22 protein-coding genes are annotated in these 19,943 nt (G+C 62.6%); 10 read left to right on the top strand and 12 right to left on the bottom strand.

The window, feature by feature from the left end:
- Window positions 1-77 precede the first annotated feature (77 nt).
- From DyAD56_RS05010 to ftrA, 5 genes are all read right to left on the bottom strand, one after another.
- Window positions 78-452 (bottom strand): nuclear transport factor 2 family protein, encoded by a 375-nt coding sequence (locus tag DyAD56_RS05010; protein WP_102301645.1) that lies wholly within the window; start codon window positions 450-452, stop codon window positions 78-80.
- Window positions 453-548: 96 nt separating this feature from the next.
- Complete coding sequence (locus tag DyAD56_RS05005; protein WP_102301644.1) at window positions 549-2,153, bottom strand: peptidase S10; 1,605 nt, start codon at window positions 2,151-2,153, stop codon at window positions 549-551.
- Between the two features lie 109 nt (window positions 2,154-2,262).
- Complete coding sequence (locus tag DyAD56_RS05000; RefSeq protein WP_102301643.1) at window positions 2,263-2,643, bottom strand: DUF1090 domain-containing protein; 381 nt, start codon at window positions 2,641-2,643, stop codon at window positions 2,263-2,265.
- A gap of 70 nt (window positions 2,644-2,713) precedes the next feature.
- Window positions 2,714-3,571 (bottom strand): hypothetical protein, encoded by an 858-nt coding sequence (locus tag DyAD56_RS04995; RefSeq protein WP_102301642.1) that lies wholly within the window; start codon window positions 3,569-3,571, stop codon window positions 2,714-2,716.
- 85 nt (window positions 3,572-3,656) lie between these two features.
- Complete coding sequence (gene ftrA / locus DyAD56_RS04990) at window positions 3,657-4,646, bottom strand: transcriptional regulator FtrA (protein ID WP_233202290.1); 990 nt, start codon at window positions 4,644-4,646, stop codon at window positions 3,657-3,659.
- Between the two features lie 78 nt (window positions 4,647-4,724).
- Between ftrA and DyAD56_RS04985 the strand changes: the two genes are divergently transcribed.
- The 3 genes from DyAD56_RS04985 (at window position 4,725) to DyAD56_RS04975 (ending at window position 5,954) form a co-directional block, all read left to right on the top strand.
- A complete protein-coding gene (locus DyAD56_RS04985; protein WP_102301640.1) occupies window positions 4,725-5,117 on the top strand; it encodes a rhodanese-like domain-containing protein in 393 nt (130 codons plus the stop codon).
- A gap of 1 nt (window position 5,118) precedes the next feature.
- Window positions 5,119-5,583 carry a GNAT family N-acetyltransferase gene (locus DyAD56_RS04980; protein WP_102301639.1) on the top strand — a complete coding sequence of 155 codons (465 nt, stop codon included), beginning with the start codon at window positions 5,119-5,121 and terminating at the stop codon, window positions 5,581-5,583.
- Window positions 5,584-5,648: 65 nt separating this feature from the next.
- On the top strand, window positions 5,649-5,954 hold the full coding sequence (locus DyAD56_RS04975; RefSeq protein WP_102301638.1) for a DUF1272 domain-containing protein: 306 nt from the start codon (window positions 5,649-5,651) through the stop codon (window positions 5,952-5,954).
- Between the two features lie 29 nt (window positions 5,955-5,983).
- Here DyAD56_RS04975 and DyAD56_RS04970 read toward each other — a convergent pair whose 3' ends face one another.
- On the bottom strand, window positions 5,984-7,309 hold the full coding sequence (locus tag DyAD56_RS04970; RefSeq protein ID WP_102301637.1) for an MFS transporter: 1,326 nt from the start codon (window positions 7,307-7,309) through the stop codon (window positions 5,984-5,986).
- A gap of 142 nt (window positions 7,310-7,451) precedes the next feature.
- Between DyAD56_RS04970 and cyoA the strand changes: the two genes are divergently transcribed.
- Genes cyoA through DyAD56_RS04945 form a run of 5 tightly spaced genes read left to right on the top strand, consistent with a single transcriptional unit; the run spans window position 7,452 to window position 12,278 of the window.
- Entirely contained in the window at window positions 7,452-8,429 is a 978-nt protein-coding gene (cyoA, locus tag DyAD56_RS04965; RefSeq protein WP_233202289.1) for a ubiquinol oxidase subunit II, read from the top strand.
- A gap of 54 nt (window positions 8,430-8,483) precedes the next feature.
- Window positions 8,484-10,457: a cytochrome o ubiquinol oxidase subunit I gene (cyoB, locus tag DyAD56_RS04960; RefSeq protein WP_199178891.1), complete on the top strand. Its 1,974-nt coding sequence runs from the start codon at window positions 8,484-8,486 to the stop codon at window positions 10,455-10,457.
- Window positions 10,450-11,085 carry a cytochrome o ubiquinol oxidase subunit III gene (cyoC, locus tag DyAD56_RS04955; RefSeq protein WP_102301636.1) on the top strand — a complete coding sequence of 212 codons (636 nt, stop codon included), beginning with the start codon at window positions 10,450-10,452 and terminating at the stop codon, window positions 11,083-11,085. The genes cyoB and cyoC overlap by 8 nt, the downstream gene beginning before the upstream one ends.
- Window positions 11,082-11,474, top strand: coding sequence for a cytochrome o ubiquinol oxidase subunit IV (gene cyoD / locus DyAD56_RS04950; RefSeq protein ID WP_102301635.1), 393 nt, complete (start codon window positions 11,082-11,084; stop codon window positions 11,472-11,474). Before cyoC ends, cyoD begins: the two co-directional genes overlap by 4 nt.
- Window positions 11,475-11,510: 36 nt before the next feature.
- Window positions 11,511-12,278 carry an SURF1 family protein gene (locus DyAD56_RS04945; protein ID WP_102301634.1) on the top strand — a complete coding sequence of 256 codons (768 nt, stop codon included), beginning with the start codon at window positions 11,511-11,513 and terminating at the stop codon, window positions 12,276-12,278.
- 49 nt (window positions 12,279-12,327) lie between these two features.
- Here DyAD56_RS04945 and DyAD56_RS04940 read toward each other — a convergent pair whose 3' ends face one another.
- Window positions 12,328-12,849, bottom strand: coding sequence for a DUF2501 domain-containing protein (locus DyAD56_RS04940; RefSeq protein ID WP_199178887.1), 522 nt, complete (start codon window positions 12,847-12,849; stop codon window positions 12,328-12,330).
- A 194-nt stretch (window positions 12,850-13,043) separates the two neighbouring features.
- Between DyAD56_RS04940 and DyAD56_RS04935 the strand changes: the two genes are divergently transcribed.
- The gene (locus tag DyAD56_RS04935; RefSeq protein WP_102301632.1) at window positions 13,044-13,409 is read left to right on the top strand and encodes a membrane lipoprotein lipid attachment site-containing protein; all 366 of its coding nucleotides are present in this window, start codon (window positions 13,044-13,046) and stop codon (window positions 13,407-13,409) included.
- A gap of 56 nt (window positions 13,410-13,465) precedes the next feature.
- Here the strand turns inward: DyAD56_RS04935 and DyAD56_RS04930 are convergent, their stop codons facing one another.
- Window positions 13,466-13,996: a hypothetical protein gene (locus DyAD56_RS04930; RefSeq protein ID WP_146010439.1), complete on the bottom strand. Its 531-nt coding sequence runs from the start codon at window positions 13,994-13,996 to the stop codon at window positions 13,466-13,468.
- 300 nt (window positions 13,997-14,296) lie between these two features.
- Between DyAD56_RS04930 and DyAD56_RS04925 the strand changes: the two genes are divergently transcribed.
- Entirely contained in the window at window positions 14,297-14,686 is a 390-nt protein-coding gene (locus tag DyAD56_RS04925) for a GNAT family N-acetyltransferase (protein WP_102301630.1), read from the top strand.
- A gap of 218 nt (window positions 14,687-14,904) precedes the next feature.
- Here the strand turns inward: DyAD56_RS04925 and eda are convergent, their stop codons facing one another.
- From eda to zwf, 4 genes are all read right to left on the bottom strand, one after another.
- On the bottom strand, window positions 14,905-15,546 hold the full coding sequence (gene eda / locus DyAD56_RS04920) for a bifunctional 4-hydroxy-2-oxoglutarate aldolase/2-dehydro-3-deoxy-phosphogluconate aldolase (protein ID WP_102301629.1): 642 nt from the start codon (window positions 15,544-15,546) through the stop codon (window positions 14,905-14,907).
- Between the two features lie 35 nt (window positions 15,547-15,581).
- Window positions 15,582-17,399 carry a phosphogluconate dehydratase gene (edd, locus tag DyAD56_RS04915; protein ID WP_102301628.1) on the bottom strand — a complete coding sequence of 606 codons (1,818 nt, stop codon included), beginning with the start codon at window positions 17,397-17,399 and terminating at the stop codon, window positions 15,582-15,584.
- Between the two features lie 68 nt (window positions 17,400-17,467).
- Entirely contained in the window at window positions 17,468-18,181 is a 714-nt protein-coding gene (gene pgl / locus DyAD56_RS04910; RefSeq protein WP_102301627.1) for a 6-phosphogluconolactonase, read from the bottom strand.
- Between the two features lie 134 nt (window positions 18,182-18,315).
- On the bottom strand, window positions 18,316-19,779 hold the full coding sequence (gene zwf / locus DyAD56_RS04905; protein WP_102301789.1) for a glucose-6-phosphate dehydrogenase: 1,464 nt from the start codon (window positions 19,777-19,779) through the stop codon (window positions 18,316-18,318).
- Window positions 19,780-19,943: the final 164 nt, after the last annotated feature.

Here is a 19,943-nt window from a genome sequence, read left to right as displayed (position 1 = left end):
CCGCGAAAGCGGGGCTTTTTGTTTGCATCGCCCGCGTCGCCCTGCGGCTTGGTCCGCTCGACAACGTTGTGTCGTGGCTAACCGCCAGCGTCGTAGAAAAACTGCTCGCTGACGATCTTGTCGTCCTTGACGTGATAGACGCAGATCTCCGTCATGGTCATACGGCCGTACTCCTTCATCGTCACGTCCATGGTCATGACGACGCTGAACCAGTTGCCGGCGATGAGCGGTTCGGTGACCTCGAGGCCATGCATCTGCACGACGCCGGCTTGGAATCGCTTGCCCTTCTCTAGGATGGCCTCGAGACCGCTCACGTTGCCCAAGGGGCCATTCGCCATGGCGGCGGGTTCGATGCTCACCGCATCCTTGGCATACAACTCGTGCTGCGCTTCTTCGAATTGACCGTGGCGGCACATGGCTACCAGGCGTTTGGCGACGGCTTCGGTGCTCATACGGAACCTCCGGCTGGCGAGGGTCGCGAGCGTAGCGCTGGCTGCGGTATGCAGGCGTGAAGGTGCGCCGCAACCGGCGCACCTCCGTCGCCATCATCAATGCTTGCCGACGTTGTCGGTGTCCTCGATAAAACGGGCCACGTTGTCATGCAGTTTCTTCAAGGAATCTTCGTGGGCATACACCATGTGACCCGACGGATACCACGCGTAGGAGATGTTCTTCTCCAAGTTCGCCGGAATCGGCATGTGATGCATCTCGTAGTCGGCCGCGAAGTAGGGCGTGGCGAGATCGTAGTAACCACCGTTGAGCGAGACGCGCAGCCCCGGGTTGGTCTTCATCGCGGTAGCGAGGTCCGGCATCACGTTGGTCGACTGCTGCAGTGCCTCGGTCGAACCCGGTGCTTTGTGCGCAAAATCCCAATGATCGATGTCCGCGAAAAGACGATAGGTCTGCCCCTCGCCGAACTTCAACTGGCGACGCACGTAGTCGTTGAACGCTGCCACGTAGGCGGAACTGATCGCGGACGACTGCGGGTCGTACTCGGACGATTTGCTCAGTGGATCCAATGAGGGTCCGGAGAAGCGCGAGTCCAGACGGCCCGTCGTGATGTCGCCATCGGCTTGCAGCTCATGTTCGAACATGCCGCCGTCCACGCGCAGGTTCGCCTTGAGCAGATAAGCCACCGGAAGGCCCGTGTACTGATGCAACTTCTGCGCAACGGCCTGCTTGCGCGCCTCGTCGAGGTGAGTGCCCTGCATCAACGCGGAGGCGTACTCACCCATGGCGTACTGCTCCACTTCGCTCAGGAACGGCTCCAGCGCCGCTGGCTGCTGCGGCAACTTGTGGTGGTAGTAAGCGGTGGCGGCAAACGTGGGCAGGCCCACCACGTACGGCAGGTCCACGCCGGGGTTGTTGCCCGCGCCGTCGATGCTGGTGTCGAAATTGAGGATCTGCGACAGCAGGATCACACCATTGAGGTCGACGCTGTCCTCGTTCTCCAGAATGTTGGCCACCACCGCTGAACGCGTGGTGCCGTAGCTTTCGCCAAACAGGTACTTGGGCGAGTTCCAGCGGTTGTACTTGGACAGGAACTGCGTGATGAACTGCGCGAAAGCGTGACCGTCACCATCCACACTGTAGACGGCCTTCTTGCGGTCCTTCATCTGCTCTTCGCGCTTACCCTTGTCGGCGTCATCCGCGATCAGGCGGCTGAAGCCCGCTCCAGGGGCGTCGATGAACACGATGTCCGTGGCGTCCAGCAGGCTGTAGTCGTTGTTCACCAGGCCATAGGGCGCGGCCGGGGTGTGTGAATCGTCACTGGTCACCACGCGCTTGGGGCCGAATGCGCCCATGTGCAGCCACACCGTGGCCGAACCCGGGCCACCGTTGTAGATAAACGTGATCGGCCGCTTGCCCGGCTCCACGCCTTTCTTGAAGTAGGCGGCGTAGAACATGCTGATCTGCGGCTCGCTCTCTTTGTCGCCACTGCCGTGCAACACCAACGTGCCCGCCACGGCCTTGTAGTCGATGCTTTTGCCTTCCACCTTTACCGTGCCCGACGTCTCCGACGATTGCGGCTTGAGCAGTGCAGCGTCCGGCTTGTCCTCGGGCTTGTCGTTCTTCTCAGGCTTGTCGGCGGCGTAGACGCCGGTGGTGAGCATCAGCGCGGCAATAGACGCGGCGAGGGCGAGCTTGCGCATACGGTGAAACCTCTGGAGCAGGCGCGGTGGCCGAATGCTCCAGCTTAGGCACCGGACTCGATGGGTTTCATACGCCAGAAGTCATTGGTTGCGCCTTAAATGCATCCACTTAGGGCGAAGCGCCGACTATCGCCTGCTCCAGCTCGGCATGGGCGTCATCGACCTTGCGTTGGCGGTCGGCGATCTTCTGAGCGCTCTTGCCCTGGTCCTTGGCGTCCTGCAGTTCCTTCTCACGGTCGGCAAGCTTCTGTTGCGCCTTGGCCACCTTCTGCTCGGCATCGCTACGCAGAGCTGCATCGGTGCAATGGGCATTCACCTCGGAAAGGGCCTTCTGAAGGCCTTGTACGCGTGCCGCGTTGCCATGGGCCTGCGCGTAGGTGATTTCTTGCTGGATGGACGCGCGTTTGGCGTCACAACCACCGGACTGAGCGAGGGCGAACAACGGGAACAGGCTCGAACCCAGCACCAGCACCCTAACCAAGGTCTTCATAGGCGACTCCGCGCGTCGTGACTCTGAATCGATTGATCATGCGCCTTTGAGCGGCAAATCGCAGCCGTCGTCAGGCGGCAGCGATCACGCCAATCGCCCCTAGCGCCAACAACACCCCCACCGCATTTACCCAGCTCAACCGCTCCCGGAACGCCACCGTTCCCACCAGCGCCCCCAACGCCACCACCCCCAGATTCATGCTGGCAAACACCAGCGAAGGATGATCAGGCAAGGCGCGATGCCCGCGCAGGTAGAACACGATATTGCCGAAGTTCGCCGCGCCCAACAGCAGGCCCGCTACCGCGTCGCGCAAGGTGAAGAAGGTGCGATCGTGCCAACGCCGCCACAGCAGGATCGCCAATGACACGACAAAGGCCAGCGCAAACATCGCCTGCAACGACGCCTCGAACGGTGCACCCGCCACTGCCACGCGCTTGAACAGGATGTCGATGACGCCGAAGCCCACAAACACCACGCAAGGCCACAGCCAGCTGCGCTCGCCTTGGGCAGCACCGTCCGGCGTAGCACGCCACACCATACACAGCAGCGCTGCCAAGCCCAGCGCAATGCCAACGCCCTTGCCGATACTCAAGGCTTCACCGAACAACAGAAAAGCGGCCAGCAGCGAGATCAGCAGCGACAATCGCTGCGCCGCATCTGTACGCACAATGCCCGCGCTGCTCACCGAAGCGGCCAGGGCGAGGAAGATCAAGGGCAGCAGCAGGCCGAGCCCGATGAAACCCAGCCAAGGTGCTTGCGGGCTGGTCAGCACCGACAGCGAAGGATGAAACACCATCGCCGTCAGCACGCTGGTGGCGACATAGTTCCAGGCGATGGCCTGTCCCACGTCGACCGATAACCGTCTGGCAAGCTTCAACAGCACCGAAACCAGCACGCTGCAGACGACGCTCAGCAACACGTAAACCATGAGAAATCCTTGTGGATGGCGGACGACGCGCCCCGCCGATATACCGAAGCTTGATGTCAGCCGTCCTGCGGTCGGCCGACCGACGTCACCGCTGGTGGGTAAAGCGCTCGCGATAACGGGCCGGGCTCAACTGCAGTTGCTGGCGAAAGTGGTGCCGTAGGGTATCCGTGCTCCCGAATCCGCACACCTGCGCCACGCGATCCATGCCCATGCCGCTGCCCTCCAGCAATTCGCGCGCACGGCCGAGGCGCTCGCGAATTAGCCATTGCTTGGGCGAGCAGCCCGTGGCTTCCTCGAAGCGCCGCAACAAGGTGCGCTCGCTCATGCGTGCGCGTTCGGCGAGCAGAGCCACGGACTGTGGCTGATCCAGATGACGGCGCATCCAGTCCAGCAGCTTGCCCAAGCCGTCGCCTTGCACGGGCAGCGGGGATTGGATGAACTGCGCTTGCCCGCCATCGCGATGTGCCGGCACCACCGCACGACGGGCCACGGTGTTGGCCACGTCGGGGCCGTAGTCGCGACGGATCAGGTGCAGGGACAGATCCAGCGCAGCCGCACTGCCCGCCGACGTGAGCAGTTGGCCCTCGTCGACGTAGAGCACATCGGGTTCGATGTGGATACGCGGATAGCGCTGCGCCAACGCGTCCACATAACGCCAGTGCGTGGTGGCGCGTCGGCCGTCCAGCAAGCCGGTGGCGGCAAGCACGAACACGCCGGAGCAGTACGACAACAGCCGCGCACCACGGGCATGCGCTGAGCGCAGGGCCTCCAGCAGCGGCTCGGGCGGCGTGGCGTCCACACCACGCCAACCCGGCACGATGATGGTGCCAGCCGTGGCCAGCCCCTCCAGCCCGCCATCCGCCAGCACGCGCATGCCGCCCGCCGCGCGCATGGGCCCGCGATCGACGGCACAGAGCCGGAAGTCATACCAGTCGGCCAGCTCTGGCCGCGGCAAGCCGAACATCTCGACGGCGATGCCGAACTCGAACGTGCACAGACCGTCGTATACCAACGCAGCCACTTGCCGATTGGGTGGGCCGGATGGACGTCTGGATCGCTTTGGCGGATTCTTCATGGTGAATGGCATTCTTGCCAATGTTCACCAGCAACGCCAGTGCCGATACTGCTGTCACCCAACCACTGGAGCGAACCCATGAACAGCGTGGTGCAACGTGTTCCCGCCGCCGACAGCACTGACTCGCTGGCGCATTTCCAAGCCCGCCTGGGTTTCGAGACCGACTGCGCGGACGTCTATTACGCGACCCATCACGAAACCAAGGATTTCGTGCTGCTCGATGTACGCACGCCCACGCTTTATGCCGCCGGGCGCGTGCCAGGTGCCATCAATCTGCCCACGCGCATGATCAGCGAACAACGGATGGCCGAGTATCCGGCCGATACCTTGTTCGTCGTGTACTGCGCCGGCCCGCACTGCAACGGTGCCAACAAAGCCGCGGTGAAGCTGGCACAACTGGGGCGACCGGTGAAGGAGATGATCGGCGGCCTCACCGGATGGATCGACGAAGGCTTCGGCCTGGAACGCTGAGATGATCGACGACCTCGTCGTTGGGCGCGCCGGCAGCGCGGAAGTCACCACGCTGCTCGCGCTGGGCGCGGAACATGCAGCCTTTGAACACCTCCCTTGCCGGGCCAGCCAACAGCCATCCGCGCTGGCTGCCGCACTCGAAGGCGATTCCCCGCTGCTGTACGCGTGGATAGCCAACCTCGGTGACGAGGCCTTGGGTTACGTCAGTGCCACGCTGGATTTCTCCACGCTGGACGGCGCCCACTATTTGCACATGGACTGCCTGTACGTTCGTGACGCCTGGCGTGGGCAGGGCGTTGGCCTTCGCCTCTGGCAGGCCGTGCATGCGTTTGCGCAGGCACATCATTGCGCCGCCATCCAATGGCAAACGCCATGGTGGAACGTGGACGCTGCCCGCTTTTATCGACGGCTTGGTGCGAACGAGGCACCCAAACTGCGCTACTGCTTACCGCTGGATCCGGGCTGACGCTCCTGCGCCAGCGATCCTGCAGTGCGATCATGCGGCCTATCTAATGGCCACTGGGAGCTTTCATGTTGGAACTTCGCCCCACCTGCGAGCAGTGCAACAAGGCGCTGCCACCTGCCTCGACCGAGGCCATGATCTGTACGTTCGAATGCACCTTCTGTCGCGATTGCGTGGAGGCGCTGCAGAACGTCTGCCCCAACTGCGGTGGTGGCTTCTCACCACGCCCCATCCGCCCGGCTCACGCCTGGAGGTCGGGCGTTTCGCTGGTGAATCATCCTGCCATCCGCACCGTCACCCACAAACCGGTCGATCTGACCGCGCATGCCACCTTCGTCGCACAACTGGGCGGACTGCCACCGGAGCAGCGCTGACGCCACGCAAGGCATCGAAGGGGAGTGATCTATTCGCGAGCCGCGAGCGCTCGATTGACGCGCAGCGCCAGCAAGGTGCAGATCACGCCCGACAGCAGATAGGCACTCACCGCGACCAGTCCGAACCGCACCGACAAGCCCAATGCCACCAACGGTGCGAATGCTGCGCCGATCAGCCACGCGAAATCCGTGGTGAGTGCAGCGCCGGCATAGCGCAGACGCATATCGAAATTGGAGGTAACGCTGCCGGCCGCCTGACCGTAAGACAGGCCCAGTCCCCCAAAGCCAAGAATGATGAAGGCATCCTGGCCCAACTTGCCGCCGCCAAGCAGCCAGGGCGTGATGATCGCGAAGATGGCGATCAGCGCCGCCATCAGGCCCAAGGTTGTGCGCCGGCCGATGCGGTCCGCCAGCAAGCCGGAGATGATCATGCCGAGGATGCAGGCGCAGGCACCGATGATCTCTGCCACCAGCACCGCATTCACCGACTGCGATGAACTCAACACGATCCACGACAGCGGGAAGATCGTCACCAGGTGGAATAACGCATAGCTCGCCAGCGCGGCGAACGCGCCAATGAAGATGTTGTAGCCCTGCGTGCGCAGCAACTCGACGATGCCGATGGGTTCCAGCTCGCGCTCTTCCATCGCGACGGTGTATTCCTCCGTCACCACCAGGCGCAGGCGCGCGAACAATGCCACCACGTTGATAGCGAACGCCACGAAGAACGGATAACGCCAACCCCAGTCGATGAAGTCCTCTTCGCTGAGGCTGCTATGCAGAAACAGGAACAGCGCACCAGCCACCATGAAACCGATGGGCGCGCTGAGCTGGCCGAGCATGGCGTACCAACCACGACGTTGTGGCGGTGTGTTGAGCGCCAGCAAGGAGGGTAGGCCATCCCATGAGCCACCTAGCGCAACGCCTTGCAGAATGCGGAACAACACGAGCAAGCCGATTGCCCAGTCGCCAATCACCTTGTAGCCGGGCAAGAAGGCCATGCCTGCCGTGGCACTCCCGAGCATGAACAAGGCGATGGTCAGCTTGATGCCACGACTCCAGCGACGCTGGAAGCTCATGAATAGCGCGGTACCAAACGGACGCGCGATGAAGGCCAGTGAAAAGATCGTGAAAGCGTAAAGCATCCCGTCGAGCGGACTAGCGAACGGAAACAACAGGGATGGAAAGACCAGTACGCAAGAAATGCCGAAGACGAAGAAATCGAAGTGTTCGGAGGTTCGCCCGATGATGACGCCGATGGCGATCTCGCCCGGCGCCACCTTCGCATGCGCCTGGATGCGCTCGATATCCTCTACCGTGTGGCCAGCGCCGTGCTCAGGGAACGTGCTTGACATAGTCATTACTCGGGAAGAGGGAGGATGACGTGGCCACACTATGGCACCACCACGCCTGTCGCGTCACTGGGAATGTTGCCTGTTCCTGTTTCGCGCCGAACGGCGTACCGTTTCCCAAACTGGTCGCGCCGTCGGTATGTCTATGAAGGCTTTCCGTGGACTGCTCGTATCTGTCGCCATCCTGCTTGCGGGTTGCCAATCCGTATTGATGTCGCCATCCGGCGACCTCGCGGTGCAACAGCGCAACTTGATCATCACCTCGACGGTGCTGATGTTGCTGATCATCGTGCCGGTGATCGTGCTCACGCTGCTGTTCGCCTGGCATTTCCGCGCGTCCAACAAGAAGGCCACTTACGATCCCGACTGGGATCACTCCACCATTCTCGAACTGCTGATCTGGGCCGCGCCACTGCTCATCATCATTGCGCTGGGCGCGATCACCTGGGTCAGCACGCACAAGCTCGATCCCTATCGTCCGCTCGAACGGGTCACCGCCAACCGTCCGGTGCCTGCCGATGCACGACCGTTGCAGGTCGACGTGGTCGCACTCGACTGGAAGTGGCTGTTCATATACCCGGAGCAAGGCATTGCCACCGTGAACGAGCTGGCCGCGCCGGTGGATCGCCCGATCCAGTTCAAGATCACGGCCTCCACGGTGATGAACTCGTTCTTCATCCCTGCGCTGGCCGGACAGATCTATGCCATGCCCGGCATGGAGACCCAGCTACAGGCGGTGATCAACGCACCCGGCGAATTCAAGGGTTTCTCCGCCAACTACAGCGGCCACGGCTTCTCGGGTATGCACTTCATCTTTCACGGTGTCACCGAAGAAGGCTTCGCGCAGTGGGTGCAGAAGGCCAAGGCTAGCGGCGGCGACCTCAGTCGTGATGCCTACGTGAAACTCGCCCAGCCCAGCGAGAACGACCCGGTGACGTACTACGCCACGGTGGAGCCGGGTCTTTACCGGGCCATCCTCACCAAGTGCGTGGATCCGGAAAGCCCTTCGTGCATGACGCGCATGGACCTGAGTCCGCACGAGACCAGCGATTCCGGCGTCATGCTGCAACCCGCACCGACCAGCGGCATGGACGCCATGGCGAACCAGCCCCACTCCGACTGATCCTTCCCTCCGGTGGTGTCCACGATGCTTGCCCAAACCGACCTAGCCAAGCTGATTTTCGGTCGACTCACGCTGGACTCGTTGCCACTGCACGAGCCCATCGTGGTGGTGACCTTCGCCGTGGTGGCGGTTGGCGCCCTCGCGGTGCTCGGCGCGATCACCTACTACAAGCTGTGGGGCTATTTGTGGCACGAGTGGTTCACCAGCATCGACCACAAGAAGATCGGCATCATGTACATGATCCTGGGCTTCGTGATGCTGCTGCGCGGCTTCTCCGACGCGATCATGATGCGCGGCCAACAGGCCATCTCTTTTGGCAGCTCGCACGGCTACCTGCCACCCGAGCACTACGACCAGATCTTCACCGCGCACGGCGTGATCATGATCTTCTTCGTCGCCATGCCAATGGTGACGGGCATGATGAATTTTGTAATGCCGCTGCAGATCGGCGCGCGCGACGTGGCGTTCCCGTTTCTCAACAACTTCAGTTTCTGGATGACGGTGGCGGGCGCGATGTTGGTGATGTGCTCGCTGTTCATCGGTGAGTTCGCACGTACCGGTTGGCTGGCCTATCCGCCGCTGTCGGACATCGTGTCGAGTCCGGATGCCGGCGTCGACTACTACATATGGGCTTTGCAGATAGCCGGTGTGGGAACGTTGCTATCGGGCATCAATCTGCTGGTGACCATCGTGAAGATGCGCGCACCCGGCATGACCATCATGAAGATGCCGGTGTTCACCTGGACCGCGCTGTGCACCAACGTGCTGATTGTCGCGGCCTTTCCGGTGCTCACCGCGGTACTCGCGCTGCTTGCGCTGGATCGCTACGCCGGCACCAACTTCTTCACCACCGAGCTTGGCGGCAACGCCATGATGTACGTGAACCTGATCTGGATCTGGGGCCACCCGGAGGTCTATATCCTGATCCTGCCGGCATTTGGCATCTTCTCGGAAGTCACCGCCACCTTCAGCCGCAAGCCGCTATTCGGCTATGCGTCGATGGTGTACGCCACGGTGGTTATCACCGTGCTGTCGTATCTGGTGTGGCTGCATCACTTCTTCACGATGGGATCGGGGGCGAGCGTCAACTCGTTCTTTGGCATCACCACGATGATCATCTCGATACCCACGGGCGCGAAGATCTTCAATTGGCTGTTCACCATGTACCGCGGCCGCGTGGAGTTCGAGCTGCCGATGATGTGGACGGTGGCCTTTATGATCACCTTCGTCATCGGTGGCATGACCGGCGTGCTGCTGGCGGTGCCCCCGGCGGATTTCTCGCTGCACAACAGCCTGTTCCTGATCGCGCATTTTCATAACGTGATCATCGGCGGCGTGCTGTTCGGCCTGTTCGCCGGCATCACTTACTGGTTCCCCAAGGCGTTTGGCTTCCGGCTCGATCCGTTCTGGGGCAAGTGCTCGTTCTGGTTCTGGGTGGTGGGCTTCTATTTCGCCTTCATGCCGCTGTATGTGCTCGGCCTGATGGGCATTACGCGACGCCTCAGCCATTTCGATGATCCATCGCTACAGATCTGGTTCGTAATCGCCGCATTCGGTGCGTTCCTGATTGCGCTAGGCATCGCCTGCAACATCATCCAGTTCGTGGTGAGCTTCAAGAACAAGGAAAAGCTGCGCGACACCACGGGCGACCCCTGGAATGGCCGCACGCTGGAATGGTCCACGTCGTCGCCACCGCCGAAGTACAACTTCGCTTTCACGCCGCTGGTCCATGATCACGACGCGTGGTGGATGATGAAGAAATACCACTACCAGCGGCCACTGAGCGGCTTCATGCCGATCCACATGCCACTCAACACGGGAGCCGGATTCATGATGGGCGCCCTGAGTTTCGTGTTTGGCTTCGCCATGATCTGGTACATGTGGCTGCTGGCGGCGGTGTCCTTTATCGCGCTGCTGGCGGTCGCCATTGGCCACACCTTCAACTATCACCGCGACTACTACTTGTCGTCGGATGAAGTGACCCGTACCGAGGCATCCCGAACGGAGCTGCTGGCCAGCCATGTCTGAGATATCTACTACCTTGCCTGCCGGCGGGCCAAAGCAACCGCTGGCCTTCTACGACACCACGGAGCATCACCCGGTCAACGGTACGTTGCTGGGGTTCTGGGTGTACCTGATGAGCGACTGCCTCGTCTTCGCCTGCCTGTTTGCCGCCTATGGCGTGCTGGGTCGCGAATACGCCGGTGGACCCACTGCCCAGGAGGTGCTGGAGCTGCCGGCCGTGGCGGTGAACACCACGCTGCTGCTGCTTTCCTCCATCACCTACGGCTTCTCGGTGCTGGCGATGCAACGCAACCAGCGCAATCCGATGCTGGTATGGCTGGTGATTACCGGCTTGCTGGGCGCTGGGTTCATCACGCTGGAGTTGCGCGAGTTTGCGCATCTCATCTCGATCGGGGCGGGGCCACAGCGCAGCGCGTTCCTCTCCTCATTCTTCACCCTGGTGGGCACGCACGGCCTGCACGTCACCTGCGGCCTGATCTGGATGGTGGTGCTGATCACGCAGGTGCTGACAAAGGGCCTGACCACTGCCAACAAGCGCCGCCTGCTGTGCCTGTCGATGTTCTGGCACTTCCTCGACGTGGTGTGGGTGGGCGTCTTCAGCTTCGTCTATCTGATGGGGGTGCTGCCATGAGTGCGCACGACGAGTTGCACGCCCACGGCGGCGATCACGGCCACGACGAGGAGGACTTCGGCATCCACGCCACCTTTGGTGGCTACATGACGGGCTTCGTGCTGGCGGTGGTGCTCACCGTCATCCCGTTCTGGCTGGTGATGGACCACGTCATTACGAAGTCCAGCACGGCGGCGGTGATTATCCTCACGCTGGCGGCGGTGCAGATCGTGGTGCACATGATCTACTTCCTGCATATGAACGCGAAATCGGAGGGTGGCTGGAACATGCTCGCGCTGGTGTTTACCATCGTGCTGGTGGTCATCACGCTGAGCGGGTCGATCTGGATCATGTATCACCTCAACAGCAACATGATGCCGTCGATGATGGATCCGTCGAATCTCCCCTGACGATCCATATCCCCTCTTTCGATACGTGGTTCCCCGATGACTGTTGCTGAAGAACCGGGCCGCCAGCCGCGCGGCCCCGTGGCGCTGGCCTTGCTGGCTTTGTTTGGGTTGGTGCTGTTCGCCGGTTTCGTGGCGCTGGGTACGTGGCAGGTCTATCGACTGAGCTGGAAGCGCGACCTGATTGAGCGCGTGGATGCCCGCGTGCATGCGCCACCGGTGGCCGCCCCTAGGCCGGCCGAATGGCCCAGCGTAGATGCGCAGTCCGCTGAGTATCGCCACGTCGAATTGCATGGCAGCTTCCTGCACGACCGCCAGACCCTGGTGTGGACGGCGACGGATTTCGGCACGGGCTACTGGCTGCTCACGCCGCTGCAGGAAGCGGACGGCTCCATCGTGCTGGTCAACCGCGGCTTTGTGCCCACGGATTGGTGCGGCATCAAGGGTAGCTGTGCGCCTGGGCCCACCGGGGAGACGACCGTAACGGGCCTGCTGCGCATCAGCGAATCGCCCCGGCCGTTTCGACACAACGACCCCTCGCGCAACAGCTGGTACACGCGTGACGTGGCAGCTATGGCCACGGCACGCGAGCTCACTCATGTGGCGCCGTATTTCGTGGACCAGGATGCCGCACCCGGCACGCTGGATGTCGGCAAGCCTGCGTGGCCGCAGGGCGGCCTTACCGTGATCTCGTTCCCCAACAACCACCTGAGCTACCTGATCACGTGGTATCTGCTCGCGCTGATGGTATTGGGGGCGGGTATTTATGTGGCGAGGGATGAGCGGCGGCTACGCCGCGGCCCGTAGTTCCGCGGTAGGCAGGAGCGCACGGGGTGCGCTCCTGCCGTGATCCGGCTTACTTCAGGAACGATTTGCCCTGCTTCAGCACGGTGTCGCATACCTTGGTGGTCAGCTGCGACTTGAGGTCGCTGTTGCCGCCGCCGAGGCTCGACAGATCCGTGGATTGCCCGTTGCCGCCCTGCAGGATGCCCTTGGCGCCGTTGAGGTAGCCCGGATCGTTGGTGCCACTGCCCGAGCTGCTGTCGGACGATTTCTTGCTGCCGGTGAGCTTGCCGAGCATGTCGCTCGTGCTCGATCCCGTGCTGTTGCTGGACGAATTGGAACCGCCCCCGCCCAGCTTGCCCATGAGCTGGCTTTGGATGCCCGAGGCACCCGAGTTGCCGCCGAGGTAGTTGTTCTTCACACAGTACTGCAGCAGGCCGGCCACGTTGCCCATGCTGCCGGACGTCATGGAACCGCCGCCGCCGGGAATCATGCCGCCGAGCTTGCCCAAATCCTGTGCTCCGCCTGTGGTGCAGGCCAGGCTCAGGCCGATGGCCACACAGGCCGTACCAATGCTGCCGATGCGTTTGTTCATGGGTATCCCTCCGTCAGGTGCGCGCATTGAACACCCCGCGTCGTTATGGCCGCGTCAGCGCAAGCCGCGAGTGGGGCGTTTGCATTGTGGATGTGCACAGGCATGACGCGCACGTACCATGGGCCAGTGGCCCGGTTCCGACCAGGCATGATGCAGTGCTCCACCGTCCCAACCCGACCGATGGAAGATCTTCGATGAAACGATATGTGGTCCTCGCTTTCGCTGTAACGCTGCTCGCCGGTTGCTCCAGCGCGGGCAGCCTACGCAACTCCAAGCCCACCGCTTCGTATGCTGGCGAAGGCAGCGCGGCCGATATCGCGTCGTGCGTGTCCGACGCGTGGGGCAGTAAACCCGTACACCTTGAGTCCTATGTGCTCTACACAGGCACCACCATCGAGATCCACCAGACCGAAAAAGGTCCTGCCGTGGCGCTGGTGGATATCAAGCCGGTGAGCGACCACACGGTGGCCACCTACTACTCGAACTTCGACGAAGACGATACTTGGTACTTCCAGCAGGTGGCGCACTGCGTGCAGTCCACGCCAGCACCGGCGCCGTAAACTCACTGCCCACCGTCCCTGGCCTTGCACCAGGGACGGCTTAGTCGGTGACGCCCTCAGAGGTTGTGGACGACCAGCGACATCGACGTGCCCAGGCCGTCGTACGGCGTCCGCACCACGGTCAGCGAGTACCCGGCACCATCGGCGAGAGGCCGCTGCACCTTAAGGCCGCCATCCACGTGGGTTACGGGTTGCCCGCTGGCGAGCGAGGCGGTCAATTGCGCGGCACGGCCTGGCTCGAGCACTCGCGCCGCCACCGATCGTGCCCGGCCCAACCACGCGTCGTCGGTCATGCCTTCATCGTTCGCCACCCACAGGCGCGCGGATAGCGTCGGCCTCACGCAGCCGATCGTGCCTACGCGCAGCACATCGCCATCGGCGAAAAGCACGGTGGCACTCGTCCGCGATGCATTCACCGACACCGCTTGCACATCCTTGTCCTGGCGCAGGTGATCCATATCCATGGTCAGCGGTCGCTGCGGGCAGCCGGCTTCGTCGGGCGCATCGGCTGCGTGCAGCGGGCCCCATGGAGAACACAACAGCACTGCACTCGCGAGCGCTACGCGCGCGGCAACATCCATTTTCATCGTTAACCCCTATCCGCCCTTGGCGATGTCCCGTCACTGTGGCATGCGCAGGGCCAGGTCGCCAACGACGTAGCCCGGATAAAGCAAAGCGCAATCCGGGATCGATCTTGCCAAAACCATTCAACGTGGCGCGGTGAGGCATGTTCTCCCGGATGCGCTGCGCTTATCCGGGCTACTCGCTTCCCTTGCAACGGGCCATGATGGAAAGTGACCTGGATTGTCGATGAGGTTATTCGACGGCTCAGAACCGATCGCTAATCGACAAACCTGAAGAAGCCGGATATCGAGAGGAGCTTGAACATGATCGAATGGCGAGGTGCGTTCGAGAATACCGAGGTCAATGCCCTCCATGCCGAATGCTTTGGACACCCATTGCAAGGCAACGACTGGTGGTCGCGAGTGAACCAGTTCAGTCTTGGCTGGGTTCTCGCCCGGCGAGCCACGCGACTCATCGGGTTCGTGAACCTTGCATGGGATGGCGCAACCCACGCTTTCGTGCTCGACACGATGGTGGCCCCTGCTTTCCAGCGTCAAGGTATTGCAAAGGGCCTGATCGAAGAGGCGGTGGCCCGGTCGAAGCAAGCGGATTGCGATTGGCTCCATGTGGACTTCGAACCGCACCTGCAATCTTTTTATCGGGACGCCTGCGGTTTCCGACCAACCAATGCGGGGCTCATCTCGTTGAAGTGATCGCGTCGCATCATTGCGCAGCCAGATGGTGGCTATGGCACGACGGATGCGGTGCCAATGCAGGTCACAGCGCAGGGACGTCTTTATTTCGCGCCCGACGAACTGAGCTATTTCCAACCAGTGCGCGACGCGCAGGGCAAAGTTGTACGGCTAGATTACGTCGAAGGTGGCGACGCACCCGCGCAGCCTTGGCCGCGCGTGGATGCGCCGCCTACGCGTTAACGCAGCGCGGCCGCTTCGCGCGCCAGCGCCTCGATGCCAGCCCAATCACCGCTACGCAGCTTGTCCGCGGGCGTGAGCCACGAACCGCCGACGCACACCACATTCGGCAGCGAGAGGAAATCCGGTGCGTTGCTCAGGCTGATGCCGCCGGTGGGGCAGAAGGTGATCTGCGGTAGCGGGCTCGCCCATGCACCGATGAGTTTGTGTCCGCCGGCGGGAACGGCCGGGAAGAACTTGAGGAAGCGATAACCACGCTCAAGCAACGTCATCACTTCGCTCGCCGTAGCAGCACCCGGCAGCAGCGGTAGTTCGCTGTCGTCGGCGGCATCCAGCAGGCCCGGCGACACGCCCGGCGATACCGCAAACTTCGCGCCGGCCTTGTGCGCCGCGCGCAGGTCCTTGGCGCTCAGCACGGTGCCGACGCCCACCACCGCGCCTTCCACTTCTTCCGCAATGGCTTTGATCGCGTCAAGCGCGGCAGGCGTGCGCAAGGTGACTTCGATAGCGGGAATGCCACCGGCTACCAGCGCGCGCGCCATCGGCACCGCGTGGCGTGCGTCCTCAATGATCACCACGGGAACCACTGGTGCGAGGCGCAGGGTGGATTCGACCTGTTTCTGCTTGGTTTCGATGCTCATGGCGTTCCGTGAATGTCAAAGAAGAGAAGCGGCGTTCAAAACACGCCTGCGCCGAGATCGGCGGCTGTGGCGTTGCGGCGGAACATGCCGAACAGTTCGCGTCCCAGACCGAACTGATGCGCGGAGAGATCGGCCGTCGCCGGCACGCGCGCCGCGAACTCGGCGGCTTCCACCAACACGTCCAGGCGGCCTTCCACGGCATCCAGACGCACGATGTCGCCGTTGCGGATGCGCGAGATCGGGCCGTTGTCCTCGGCTTCCGGCGTTACATGAATCGCTGCCGGCACGCGACCGGACGCACCGGACATGCGGCCATCGGTCAGCAGCGCGATGCGATGGCCGCGGTCCTGCAGTACGGACAGCGTCGGCGTGAGCTTGTGCAGTTCTGGCATGCCGATGGCCTGCGGGCCCTGAAAGCGCACCACCGCGATAAAGTCGCGATTGAGTTCGCCACGCTCAAACGCCTTGCGTACGTCGTCCTGATCGTGGAACACGATGGCAGGCGCTTCAATGACGAGGCGATCCTCCGGCACGGACGATACCTTGATCACCGCGCGACCCAGGTTGCCCGACAGCATGCGCAGGCCGCCGTCAGGGCGGAAGGGTTCGGCCATGCCGCGCAGCACGCCACGGTTGCCGCTTTCCTTGGACACCGGCGTCCACGCCAACGCACCGTGATCGTCCAGGTGAGGCACCTGCGTATAGCCATCCATACCGGTGCCGAATACCGTGCGCACATTGGCGTGCAGCAGGCCCTGGCTCAGCAATTGATCGATCAGGAAGGCCATGCCACCGGCTTCGTGGAACTGGTTCACATCGGCGTAACCGTTGGGATACACGCGCGCCAACAGCGGAATCACCGAGGACAGCGCGTCAAAATCATCCCAGCGCAATTCGATACCCGCTGCACGCGCAATGGCAACCAGATGCAGCAGATGATTGGTGGAGCCGCCCGTAGCATGCAGGCCGATCACACCGTTGATGATGGCGTTCTCGTCAACGATGTGGCCGATCGGCAAGTACGATGAACCCGGTGCGCTCAACTCAGCCACACGCAGCACGGCTTCGCGCGTTAGCGCGTCGCGCAGCGGCGTCTCCGGCGCGACAAAACTGGAACCCGGCAGGTGCAGGCCCATGATCTCCATCAGCATCTGATTGGAGTTGGCCGTGCCGTAGAAGGTGCAGGTGCCTGCCGCGTGGTAAGACGCTGCTTCCGCTTCCAGCAGCTCGGCCTTGCTGGCCTTGCCCTCGGCGTAGGCCTGACGCACCTTGGATTTCTGTTCGTTGCTGATGCCGCTCGGCATCGGGCCACTGGGTACGAAGATGCCGGGCAGATGGCCAAAGCTCAGCGCGCCGATCAACAGGCCCGGCACAATCTTGTCGCAGATGCCGAGGTACATCGCGCCGTCAAACATGTCATGCGAGAGCGATATAGCAGTGGCCATGGCGATGAGGTCGCGCGAGAACAGCGACATCTCCATGCCGGCGCGGCCCTGCGTAATGCCATCGCACATCGCCGGCACGCCGCCGGCCATCTGCGCGGTGATGCCCGCTTCACGCGCGACATTGCGGATCAACTCCGGATAGCGCTCGTACGGCTGATGCGCCGAGAGCATGTCGTTGTACGCATTGATGATGGCAAGGTTAGGTGTATGGCCCTCGCGCAGGCGTTCTTTGTCAGTCGGGCCACAAGCGGCGAAACCGTGAGCGAGGTTGCCGCACGACAGTCGTTCGCGATGCGGCCCGTTGCCTTGTGCCGCCTCGATGCGGCGCAGGTACTGGGCGCGTGATTCGCGGCTGCGCTCGCGCAGGCGTTCGGTGACTTCGGCAAGGACGGGGTGCAGCACACTCATGGTCGAACTCCGGGAAGATCATCGAGCGCGCCATGCGCGCTCAGGCATCGAATCAGGCCGCTGGCGCCTTAGGGGCACCAATAGACAGCCACCGGCACGCGTTGCTGCGTCAGCACCGAGCGCACGGGGAAATTTGCGGCGTCGCCAAGGCCTAGACGCGCATCCGCCAGCAACTGTTGCTTGGCATCGCCTTCGATATGCAGAACCAGCGCGCGCGTATCGAGCAGGGCAGACAACGTGAAGGTGATGCGCGGCTCGCCGGCGCCCGGCGCGCGCATCGGCAGCACACGTGCGGTGTTGTTGAGGTCCAGCGCCTCGGGCAGGCGATCGCCTTCGGGGAAAAACGAGGCCGTGTGGCCGTCGTTGCCCATCCCGAGGATCACCGCATCAAAGGGCAGTTCCAGCGATGCCACGCGTGCACGCACCGTGGCGAGACCGGCCTCCGGCGTCGGCGCATCGGTGTAGAGCGGCACGAACTGCGCCGTCGTCGCCGCATGCTGCAGGAGCAACGCCTTCACCATGGCGGCGTTGGAACGCTCGTTACTCTCCGGCACCCAGCGCTCATCGACCAGGGTGACCTGCACTTTCGACCAGTCCAGCGTTTGGCGCGACAGCTTCTCGAAGAAGTGGCGCGGCGTGCTGCCGCCGGAAACCGCGAGCAGCGCGCCACCACGCTGGGCAATGCCTTCGCGCAGGCGGTCGGCAATACGTTCGGCCAGCGCAACGGCAAGCGCGTCGCAGTCGGTGAAGCTATGCGTGGTGACGTCGAGGGTGTCAGACATGATGGGCAGAGTGCAGTAGCTGCGCGGGAACACACGCGTGGCGGGAAAACACGTTGGTCTTGGAGTCTAAAGACCGGCTTGCGATGCACAGGTGAAACGCCTGCGCATCGTTCTGGAGCAAACCCAGCGAGGGCTTAGTCACCATCCTCGTTCCAGGTGCGGCCATCGCGTTCGATCAGCGCCACGGCGGCACTCGGCCCCCACGTACCCGAGGTGTAGGGGCGCGGCGACTCGCCGCTCTCAGCCCACGCGGTGAGGATGGGGTCAGCCCAGCGCCATGCCGCTTCCACTTCGTCGCGGCGCATGAACAGGGTGGGGTTGCCGCGCACCACGTCGAGCAGCAAGCGCTCGTAGGCATCCGGCTGCGAGGCGCCGAACGCTTCGGCAAAGCTCATGTCCAGTGGCACGTGACGCAGGCGCAGGCCGCCCGGGCCCGGGTGCTTGATGGTGAGCCACAGCTTGATGTCTTCGTCCGGCTGCAAGCGCAGCACCAAACGGTTCTGCACCAGCGGACCTGCCGAAGCATCGAAGATCGAATGCGGCACGGCCTTGAACACCACCGTGATTTCCGACACACGCTCCGGCAGTCGCTTGCCCGTACGCAGGTAGAACGGCACGCCGGCCCAGCGCCAGTTGGCGATCTCGGCCTTCACCGCCACGAATGTCTCGGTGTTGGACTTGTGATCCTTCAGTTCATCCAGATAGCCCGGCACAGCCTGGCCTTCCGCCGAGCCCGCACGGTACTGGCCGCGCACAGTGAGCTGCGCAGCATTGGTTTCCGTGATCGGCTTGAGTGAGCGCAGCACCTTGAGCTTCTCGTCGCGCACCGCGTCGGGCGCGAGCGAGGAGGGCGGCTCCATCGCCAGCATGCACACCAGTTGCAGGATATGGTTCTGCACCATGTCACGCAGCGCGCCGGCATGGTCGTAGTAGCCCGCGCGCTGTCCCACGCCCAGCGTTTCGGCGACAGTGATCTGCACGTGGTCAATGTGCTCGGCATTCCACAGCGGCTCGAACAGCGCATTGCCGAAGCGCAGCGCCAGCAGGTTCTGCACTGTTTCCTTGCCGAGGTAATGATCGATGCGGAACGTCTGCGACTCGTCGAAGAAGCGGCCAACGTCGTCGTTGATCTGGTTGGCGCTCTTCAGGTCGTGGCCGATAGGCTTTTCCAGGACCACCCGCGACTTGCCCTTGTTGAGATCGTACTTGCCCAGGCGATTGCAGATATCGACGAACAGATCAGGCGAGGTGGACAGGTAGAACACGCGGATGCGGTCCGCGTCCTTGCCCATCAATGTAGCGAAATCATCCCAGCCATCGCCTTTGCGCGCGTCCAGCGAGCGGTAGCTGACCAGCTTCAGAAAGTCTTCGACCTTCTTGCCGTTGCCATCCTTCACCAGCACCTTGCGCAGGTTGTCGCGATAACCCTCGTCGTCGAGGACTTCGCGGGCAATACCGATGATGCGGCTGTCGTCGGGAATCTGGCCATCCGTGTAACGGTGGTAAAGCGCGGGCAGGAGCTTGCGCAGAGCAAGGTCGCCGGTGCCGCCGAAAATCACCAAGTCAAAAGTCTCGACCGGCTGGGAAGAAGCAGTCACTTCAGTCACCTCAAGGCGATACGTGGGGCCGTGCGTGGCTTGCATACCACGTACGTTTCCCACTGATCGTACCAGTGACATACCAGACAACACCAGTTCCCCGTTGGCCTCCGGTGGACCGCTATTGGACACGGATTTTTCCGTAAAACTGGTACCACCCAAAA

Origin of the sequence: Dyella sp. AD56, from assembly GCF_002878475.1 — a bacterium.
In the GTDB taxonomy this organism is placed as follows: Bacteria; Pseudomonadota; Gammaproteobacteria; order Xanthomonadales; family Rhodanobacteraceae; genus Dyella.
The sequence above is the reverse complement of the archived record's forward strand: the minus strand, read 5'-3'. Positions and strand labels throughout refer to the sequence as shown.